Genomic DNA, 8,533 nt, shown 5'->3' on the forward strand with positions numbered 1-8,533 from the left:
AGATCCGCTCGAGACCGTCCGGGGAGAGGGGGGCGGGGTTGTCCAGGACCCGCGACTCGCCCTGCGCACCACGGCCCGACCGGTCGGCGACCGTCACGTCCCGTCCGGCGGGGTCCGGGTCGTCCGAGGCGGAGATCGCCAGGACGACGCCGCTCACCAGTGCGACGCCCACGATGATCGCCGCGAGGACGCCCCACGGATGCCGGGTGGTCGCGTCCGGCGGTGGCCACGGCGAGGTCGGATCCCCCCGGGGCGACTCCACCCGGGTCGGACCGTGGTCGCCGTGCAGCCGGACCCTCACCCCCTGGAGGTCGGCGAACAGTGGTCGGAGGTCGTCGACGTTGCGGGCGGACGTGGCCACCCGGACCCGCTCGTAGTGTTCGAACTGGTCGAGCTGGCCGCTCGCCAGCGCGGAATCGAGCGCCGTGATGACCGCGGTGCGGTCGTCGTCGGTGGCCCGGATCGCCCGGGTCCCGGAGGGGTCTGCGGACATGGGATGAGAATAGTCCTCGGAGTCAATCCCTGGACCCCTGACAGGAACACGTTCTAGTCTGGGGTCATGAGCGCACCCACACCCACCATTCCCACCGAGACCGGAGTCCTGAACAACCGGACCGGGGAGTACGTGACCAGCGTCTACCGGATCGCCGAGGCCGAGCCGGACCGCGTCGCGGTGATCGAGGCCTCCGGTCGCCGGGTGACCTTCGGCGAACTCGTGGACGCGGCGCACGGTCACGCGCGGGGCCTGCGCGCGCTGGGTCTGGGGGCCGGGGACGGGATCGTCCTGATGGCGCCGAACAGTATCGGGTTCCTCGAGGTCTACTTCGCCGCCCTCGAGATCGGTCTCTATGTGGCCCCCGCCAACTGGCACCTGACGGGGCCGGAGGTGGCCTACATCCTGGAGAACTCGGGCTCGACGGTGTTCGTGGCCGACGAGAGGTTCGCCGACGTGGCCACCACCGCCGCCGCCGAGGCCGGGCTCGACCCCGCCCGCTGCTACGCGATCGGCGACGTACCGGGGTTCCGGCCGCTCTCCGAGCTCGCCGTCCCGGCCGAGGGGGAGGACCCCTCGCCGTCGGGCCGTACCCTCGGCGCCCCGATGCTCTATACCTCCGGCACCACCGGTCGCCCCAAGGGCGTCCGCAGGCCGCTGACCGGCGCCTCTCCCGACCAGGTGACGGTTCCCAACTACTTCTTCTTCGCCGGCTTCGGCATCCAGGCCGCGGACAACGTGCACATCTGCGGCTCGCCGCTCTACCACACGGCCGTGCTCAACTTCGTCGCCATCTCGCTCAACCTGGGCCAGACGGTGGTGCTCATGGACAAGTGGGCCCCGGAGGAGATGCTGCGTCTCATCGACGCCCACGGGGTGACCCAGTCCCACATGGTCCCGACCCAGTTCTCGCGGCTGCTCGAACTGCCGGAGGAGGTGCGCGCGAAGTACGACGTGTCGAGCCTCCGGACGATCGTCCACGGCGCCGCCCCGTGTCCGAAGCACGTCAAGCAGGCGATGTTGGACTGGTGGGGACCCGTCCTCACCGAGTACTACGCCGGCACCGAGGGCGGTGGCTGCACCATCACGGGCGAGGAGTGGCTGCGTAAGCCCGGAAGCGTGGGTCGGCCGTGGAAGACCACCACCCTGAAGATCCTCGACGACGACGGCAACGAGCTCCCCGCCGGCGAGACGGGCAACGTCTACCTCCAGATGCACGGGTCCAGGTTCGAGTACCACCAGGACGCGGAGAAGACCGCGAAGACCTACGTCGGCGAGCTGTTCACCATGGGCGACATCGGCTACGTGGACTCCGACGGTTATCTGTTCCTGTGCGACCGCAAGAACGACATGATCATCTCCGGCGGGGTGAACATCTACCCGGCCGAGATCGAGTCGGAGATGACCCGCCACGAGGCCGTCCGCGACGTGGCGGTGTTCGGCATCCCGCACCCCGACTGGGGCGAGGAGGTCAAGGCCGTGGTGGAGCTGGCCGAGGGTTACGTGGAGTCCGACGACCTCAAGTCGCAGATCCTCGAGGACCTCTCCGGCCGACTGGCCAAGTTCAAGATGCCGCGGTCGATCGACGTGGTGGAGGAGTTGCCCCGGCAGGCCAACGGCAAGTTGGTCAAGCGCAAGCTCAAGGATCCGTACTGGGCGGACGCCCGGTGAGCCGTATCGGGCGGACGCCCGCCGGCCCGGTTGCCCACCGGCCACGGGGGCCGCTCACTACCCTGGACGCATGACCAGTACCCCGACCGCCCGTGATCTCACGCTCGCCCAGATCCTCGAGCGGCAGCAGCAGGCGTTCCTCGCCGACCCGCAGCCCGAGGCCGGGATACGGCGCGATCGGATCCAGCGGCTCAAGCACCTCGTCCTGGACAACGCGGCCGAGTTCACCGAGGCGATCCGCGAGGACTACGGGTGCCGACCCGAGACGCTCTCCACGATCACCGACATCGCCTCATCGATCCCGGACCTGGATCATCAGCGCGGCCACCTCGCCAGGTGGATGAGGCCGAGGCGGGTCTCCCGAGCCCTCGACGCGGTGGGGTTCACCCAGCAGGTCCGCCACGACCCCAAGGGCGTCGTCGGGATCATCGGCCCCTGGAACTTCCCCCTGTATCTGACGATCGTCCCGGCCGGGTCGGCGCTCGCCGCGGGCAACAGGGTGATGATCCGGCCGTCGTCGGTCACCGCCCACACGACCGAGGTGCTCTGCCGTCGGGCGCCCGAGTACTTCGCCGTCGACGAGTTGGCCGTCGCGGGGCCCGAACACGGCCGCGGTTCGGACTTCTCCCGACTGCCCTTCGACCACCTGTTCTTCACCGGCTCCCCTGGTGTCGGCAGGTCCGTCGCCAGGGACGCCGCCGCCAACCTCACCCCGGTCACCCTCGAACTGGGCGGCAAGAACCCCGTCGTGGTGGACACCAGCGCCGACCTCGACCGCGCCGCGCGGGGCATCGCGGCATCCCGAATGATCAACGGTGGCCAGGTGTGCATGTGCCCGGACTACGTCTTCGTCCCCGAGGCCGAGCTGGAGGCGTTCTGCGACACCGTCCTGGACCAGTGGCGCAGGACCCTGCCGGCGATCGTGGGCAACCCGGAGTACACCGCGATCGTCAACACGTCCAACTACGAGCGCGTCGTCGGCCTGATCGACGACGCCGTGGCCAAGGGTGCCGTCAGGCGCGACGCCACCCCGGCGGGGGAGCGGTTGCCGGACGCGGGTGTCCGGAAGATCGCACCCACCCTTCTCACCGGTGTGACGCCCGAGATGGAGATCGACTCGGACGAGGTGTTCGGGCCCGTACTCACGTTCTTCGGATACCGGAGCCTCGACGAGGCGGTCCGCTACATCAACGAGCGGCCCAGCCCGCTGGTCCTGTACTGGTACGGCCAGAAGAACAGCCGCTTCGACACCGTGGCCGACCGCACCCGCTCGGGAAACATCTACGGCAACGACTTCGGCATCGGGATGGCCTCCCCGGCCGTCCCCTTCGGCGGGGTCGGCGATTCGGGGATGGGCGGCTACCACGGGCACTACGGATTCCGGACGTTCAGCCACGAGCGCGCCGTCGCGATGCACTCTTACGACGTCAACGTCTCCCGGGTGCTCGCGCCCCCGTTCACCGCGGGCAAGAAGAGGCTGGCCTCGGGGTACCTCGGGGTGATGAGGGCCCGGACCCGGCTGGGGCTCTAGTCGGGTCCGGGCGCCCGGTCACTCCCCGCGGAACTCGGGCCTGCGCTTCTCCGCGAACGCGCGCGGGCCCTCCTTGGCATCGGCCGAGGCGAAGACCCGCCCGCCGACCTCGGCGTCGACGCGGAAGGCCTCCTCCTCGTGCATGCCCTCGGTGCGCCGGATGGTCTCGATCATCCCCTGCACCGCGAGGGGCCCGTTCGCGGCGATGAGCCCGGCGATCTCCAGGGCCTTGTCCAGGGCGGTGCCGTCGTCGACCACGTGGCCGATCAGCCCGAACCGCTCCGCCTCCTCGGCGGTGAGATGGCGGCCCGTCATGAGGACCTCCATCGCGACGGTGTAGGGGATCTGACGCACGAGTCGCACCGCGGAGCCGCCGAGGGGGTACAGGCCCCAGCGGGCCTCGGAGACGCCGAACCTGGCGGAGCGCCCGGCGACCCGGATGTCGGTGCCCTGCAGGATCTCGGTCCCGCCGGCGATCGCCGGGCCCTCGACCGCGGCGATGAGCGGCTTGCTCAGCCGGCGCCCCTTGAGCAGCGCGGGCAGACGGGTCAGGTCCCAGCCCCCACCCGCGAACTTGTCGCCCGGCGCGTCCTTGTTCATCGCCTTGAGATCCGCACCCGCGCAGAAGTACCCGCCCGCGCCGGTCAGGATGCACGCGCGGATGTCCGGGTCGGAGTCCACCAGGTCCCACGCCGCCTCCATGCCGCGCATCATCGGCCCGGACAGCGCGTTGCGCGCCTCGGGGCGGTTCATGGTCACCACCAGGACGTGTCCACGCCGCTCGGTGAGCAGGTGCTGGTCCTCGGGCGTCTCGACGCGGGTCATCGGGCCTCCAAAAATTAGTTACACGGGTTCACGGCTTTCGCCCACGGCCGACGGTAACACGTTCTACTTTGGGTGTATGGCGTACACCATCGGAGATCTCGTCGAGCACAGTGTCGATCGCGTTCCGGACCGGGTCGTCCTGGTCCAGGAGGGTCGGTCGTTCACCTTCAGGGAACTGGAGGAGCGGGCCAACAGGCTCGCCCACCACCTCCGGTCCGTCGGTGTCGGACCCGACGACAAGGTGGCGGTGTACAGCCGCAACACCATCGAGGCGGTCGAGGCGATGGTCGCGATCTTCAAGATCCGCGCCGTGATGGTCAACGTCAACTACCGGTACGTCCCGGCCGAGCTCGAGTATCTGCTCGACAACTCCGACTCCGTCGTGGTGGTCCACGAGCGGCGCTATTCGGACGTCCTCGCCCGGGCCCTGCCCAACACGCCGGGGGTCCGGCACTGCCTGGTCATCGAGGACGGCACCGACACCCCTGACCCGCAGACGCCCGACGGGGTCTCCGTCGCCCACTACGACGACGCGCTGGCGGCGCAGTCGCCGGAGCGCGACTTCGACGAACGCTCGAACGACGACATCTACATGCTCTACACCGGCGGCACCACGGGCTCCCCCAAGGGAGTGATGTGGCGTCAGGAGGACGTGTTCATGGTCCTCGGCGGCGGCATCGACTTCCTCACCGGTGAGAAGGTCGCGGACGAGTGGGAGCTGGCGAACAAGGCGGTCGACGGTGGCGTCCTGGTCCGCGCCGCCCTGCCCCCGCTCATCCACGGCGGTGCCCAGTGGGCGATCCTCATGGCGCTGTTCGCCGGCCACACCAGCGTGCTCATCCCGGAGTTCGACGCCGAGACCGTCTGGCGGACCGTGACCGAGCACAAGATCAATCTCCTGTTCATCACGGGAGACGCCATGGCGCGTCCCCTGATCGAGGCATGGGACGCGGAGAAGTACGACTCGTCGTCGTTGTTCTACATCGGGTCCTCCGCGGCCCTGTTCTCGCCCTCGGTCAAGGACCAGTTCATCGAGGCGTTCCCGAACGTCATGCTCTCGGACTCGATCGGGTCCTCCGAGACCGGCTTCTCCGGGATCGCGCTCGCGGAGAAGGGCAAGACCCACACCGGTGGACCCCGCGTGAAAATCGACGGGGAGACCACGGTCCTCGACTCCGAGGGCAACGAGGTCCAGCCCGGTTCCGAGGTCATCGGCAAGGTCGCGCGCACCGGGCACATCCCGGTGGGGTACTACAAGGACGAGGTCAAGACCGCGGCCACGTTCAAGACGTACGGCGGGAAGCGCTACTCGATCCCCGGTGACGACGCCCGGGTCGAGGAGGACGGCACCGTCACGATGCTCGGCCGCGGATCGGTCTCCATCAACACCGGAGGCGAGAAGGTCCACCCGGAGGAGGTCGAGGCCGCCCTCAAGACGCACCCCGACGTGTACGACGCGCTCGTGATCGGCGTCCCCGACGAGCGGATGGGCCACAAGGTCGCCGCCGTGCTCCACACGCGTGACGGCAAGTGCCCGCCGATCGACGAGCTGAACGACCACGCGCGGCGAGAGATCGCCCGCTACAAGTGCCCGCGAGCGCTGTGGGTCGAGCAATCGGTCAAGCGCAATCCCGCGGGCAAACCCGACTACCGATGGGCCGCGGAGATCGCCGCGTCCCGCCCCGCAGACGACAGCCAGGAGATCAGCAAGTGAGCATCCGTACCCCACTCGCGGAGGAATTCGGGATCGAGTACCCGGTCTTCGCCTTCACCCCGTCCAAGGCGGTCGCCGCAGCGGTGACGCGCGCCGGCGGCATGGGCGTCCTCGGGTGCGTCCGCTACAACGACGCGGCCGAGCTCGACGAGGTCCTGACCTGGATGGACGAGAACACGGACGGGAAGCCGTACGGCGTGGACATCGTCATGCCGAACAAGGTACCCACCGAGGGCAGCACCACCGACATCGCCGCGATGATCCCCGAGGAGCACAAGGCGTTCGTCTCCCGGGTCCTCGACGACCTCGGGGTGCCGCCCCTCGGTGACGACGCCGAGCACAACGCCGGTGTCCTGGGGTGGCTCCACTCGGTCGCCGAGGCGCACGTCGAGATGTCGCTCAAGCACCGCCCGGTGCTCATCGCCAACGCGCTCGGCTCCCCGCCCAAGCACATCGTGGACCTCGCGCACGCCAACGGGATCAAGGTCGCCGCGCTCGCCGGTGCGAAGAAGCACGCGCTCGCGCACGTGGACAACGGCGTCGACATCGTGATCGCCCAGGGCGGGGAGGCCGGCGGCCACACCGGCGAGGTCGCGACCCTCGTTCTTGTGCCGGAGATCGTCGCCGCGCTCGACGGGCGCGCGCCCGTGCTGGCCGCCGGTGGGATCGGGAGCGGCTCGCAGGTCGCGGCCGCGATCGGCATGGGCGCCGAGGGGGCGTGGATGGGCTCCCGGTGGCTCACCGCCGCGGAGTACGGCGATGACGGCGGCTCCAAGGCGATGCAGGAGGCGCTCGTCGCGGCCACCAGTGCCGACACCGTCCGCACCCGCATCTACTCGGGCAAGCCCGCGCGCCTGCTCAAGAGCAAGTGGACCGAGGCGTGGGCGGCCGAGGGTGCGCCGAGTCCGTTGCCGATGCCGCTGCAGAACATCCTCGTCGCGGAGGCGCACCAGCGGATCTCGGAGGCGCAGGATCCGGAGGTCGTGGCCATGCCGGCGGGCCAGATCATCGGTTCCCTGGAGGGTGTCGTCCCGGTCGCCGAGACGATGGCCCAGATCGCGAGAGAGTACGAGGCGGCGGTGGAGCGCCTGCGCGGCACCCTGGGCTGACCACGCTGACCACCCTCGGCTGATCACGCTGGGCTGACCATCCTGGGCTGACGTCAGCGCGCGTCCGCATTTCTTTCACTGCCGCCCCCGGCGATGAACCCTCGCCCGCACCGATGCGCACGCGAGAGTTCATCGCCGGGGGCGGCTGTGTTCTGGGCGTACAGGCGCGGCCGCGGATGCCCGCCCACGCGCCGTGGGGCGGCTCAGGACTGCGTGATGAACAGGAACATCGCCGCCCAGTGACAGGCGAACGCGATGACCGTGCAGGTGTGGAAGACCTCGTGGAAGCCGTAGACCCCGGGAACGGGATTCGGCCGCTTGAGCCCGTAGACCACGGCCCCGCCCGTGTAGGCCACGCCGCCGGCGACCACGAGTGCGACCCCCACGAGGTTGGCCTCGACGAGGTCGCCGGCGAACCACACCGCCGTCCAGCCCAGGACGATGTACAGCACCACGTACAACCACCGGGGCGCCGACAACCAGAACAGGCGGAACGCGATACCGATCAGAGCGCCCGTCCACACGATCACCAGCAGGATCGTGCTGGCCGGGGGGTCGAGCGCGGCGACCGTCATGGGGGTGTAGGTGCCCGCGATGAGCAGGAAGATGTTCGAGTGGTCCAGCCGGCGCAACAGCGCGGTGGCCTCCGGGCCCCAGGTACGGCGGTGGTAGAGGGCCGAGATCCCGAAGAGCAGCGACGACGTGGCCAGGAACACCGCGCACGCCCATTTCAGCGCGGTCCCGTCCGCCAGGACGGTGAGGACCACGCCGAGGACCACGGCCACCGGCAGCGTCCCGGCGTGGATCCACCCGCGCAGCAGCGGTTTCTCGGGTAGCGCGGGGACGCCGAAGTTGTCGTCGTCCCCCTCGGGCCTCGGGTGTGCAGCGGAGTTCACACGCAGAACCTACCGCCACCTCACACGGGCGTGAACGTCCTGTGACCGTCCACACGCGCCCACACACGGTCGCCGGCGGGGTCGGGGCCCAGCGCGGTGAGGTCGCGGGCGCGGAACTTGAAGCTCGCCGTGCGCGGCAGTCCCGCGGTCACCCGCAACAGCGACGGCCACTGCTTGGGACCCAGGTCGGACTGTTCGGCGAGGAACTCCCCCATGCCGGCCGCCACCTCGGACGGGTCCGCCCCGTCCCGCAGGACGACCGCCGCGGCGACGGCGTCGCCGATCGTGCCCGGT

Annotated in this window: 7 protein-coding genes and 1 pseudogene; 4 read left to right on the forward strand and 4 right to left on the reverse strand. The window is 69.8% G+C overall.

Annotated features, from left to right (window positions below):
* The coding region (locus G6021_RS13750; RefSeq protein ID WP_182641527.1) for a DUF1707 domain-containing protein at nucleotides 1-493 on the reverse strand (493 nt) is incomplete at its 3' end.
* 66 nt (nucleotides 494-559) lie between these two features.
* Between G6021_RS13750 and G6021_RS13755 the strand changes: the two genes are divergently transcribed.
* Entirely contained in the window at nucleotides 560-2,164 is a 1,605-nt protein-coding gene (locus G6021_RS13755; protein WP_182641528.1) for an acyl-CoA synthetase, read from the forward strand.
* Between the two features lie 70 nt (nucleotides 2,165-2,234).
* Nucleotides 2,235-3,695: an aldehyde dehydrogenase family protein gene (locus G6021_RS13760; RefSeq protein WP_182641529.1), complete on the forward strand. Its 1,461-nt coding sequence runs from the start codon at nucleotides 2,235-2,237 to the stop codon at nucleotides 3,693-3,695.
* An 18-nt stretch (nucleotides 3,696-3,713) separates the two neighbouring features.
* On the opposite strand, the gene G6021_RS13765 is transcribed toward G6021_RS13760, so the two are convergent.
* Nucleotides 3,714-4,520 (reverse strand): crotonase/enoyl-CoA hydratase family protein, encoded by an 807-nt coding sequence (locus G6021_RS13765; protein ID WP_182641530.1) that lies wholly within the window; start codon nucleotides 4,518-4,520, stop codon nucleotides 3,714-3,716.
* Nucleotides 4,521-4,596: 76 nt separating this feature from the next.
* On the opposite strand from G6021_RS13765, the gene G6021_RS13770 reads away from it, so the two are divergent.
* Together G6021_RS13770 and G6021_RS13775 are read left to right on the forward strand one after the other, a co-directional pair.
* Entirely contained in the window at nucleotides 4,597-6,234 is a 1,638-nt protein-coding gene (locus G6021_RS13770) for an acyl-CoA synthetase (protein WP_179524575.1), read from the forward strand.
* Nucleotides 6,235-6,236: 2 nt separating this feature from the next.
* Complete coding sequence (locus tag G6021_RS13775; protein WP_179526151.1) at nucleotides 6,237-7,343, forward strand: nitronate monooxygenase family protein; 1,107 nt, start codon at nucleotides 6,237-6,239, stop codon at nucleotides 7,341-7,343.
* Nucleotides 7,344-7,546: 203 nt separating this feature from the next.
* Here G6021_RS13775 and G6021_RS13780 read toward each other — a convergent pair whose 3' ends face one another.
* Both G6021_RS13780 and G6021_RS13785 read right to left on the reverse strand, forming a co-directional pair.
* Nucleotides 7,547-8,239: a hemolysin III family protein gene (locus G6021_RS13780; RefSeq protein WP_347238974.1), complete on the reverse strand. Its 693-nt coding sequence runs from the start codon at nucleotides 8,237-8,239 to the stop codon at nucleotides 7,547-7,549.
* Between the two features lie 20 nt (nucleotides 8,240-8,259).
* Nucleotides 8,260-8,533 (reverse strand): annotated as a pseudogene (locus tag G6021_RS13785) (acyl-CoA synthetase); the annotation flags it as partial.

The organism is Dietzia sp. CW19, from assembly GCF_014145265.1.
Classification (GTDB): domain Bacteria; phylum Actinomycetota; class Actinomycetes; order Mycobacteriales; family Mycobacteriaceae; genus Dietzia; species Dietzia natronolimnaea.

Bases quoted from the DNA above. Each gene is read 5' to 3' on its own strand.
- G6021_RS13760 (WP_182641529.1), top strand. From the start codon at position 2,235: ATGACCAGTACCCCGACCGCCCGTGATCTCACGCTCGCCCAGATCCTC.
- G6021_RS13770 (WP_179524575.1), top strand. From the start codon at position 4,597: ATGGCGTACACCATCGGAGATCTCGTCGAGCACAGTGTCGATCGCGTT.
- G6021_RS13755 (WP_182641528.1), top strand. From the start codon at position 560: ATGAGCGCACCCACACCCACCATTCCCACCGAGACCGGAGTCCTGAAC.
- G6021_RS13765 (WP_182641530.1), bottom strand. From the start codon at position 4,520: ATGACCCGCGTCGAGACGCCCGAGGACCAGCACCTGCTCACCGAGCGG.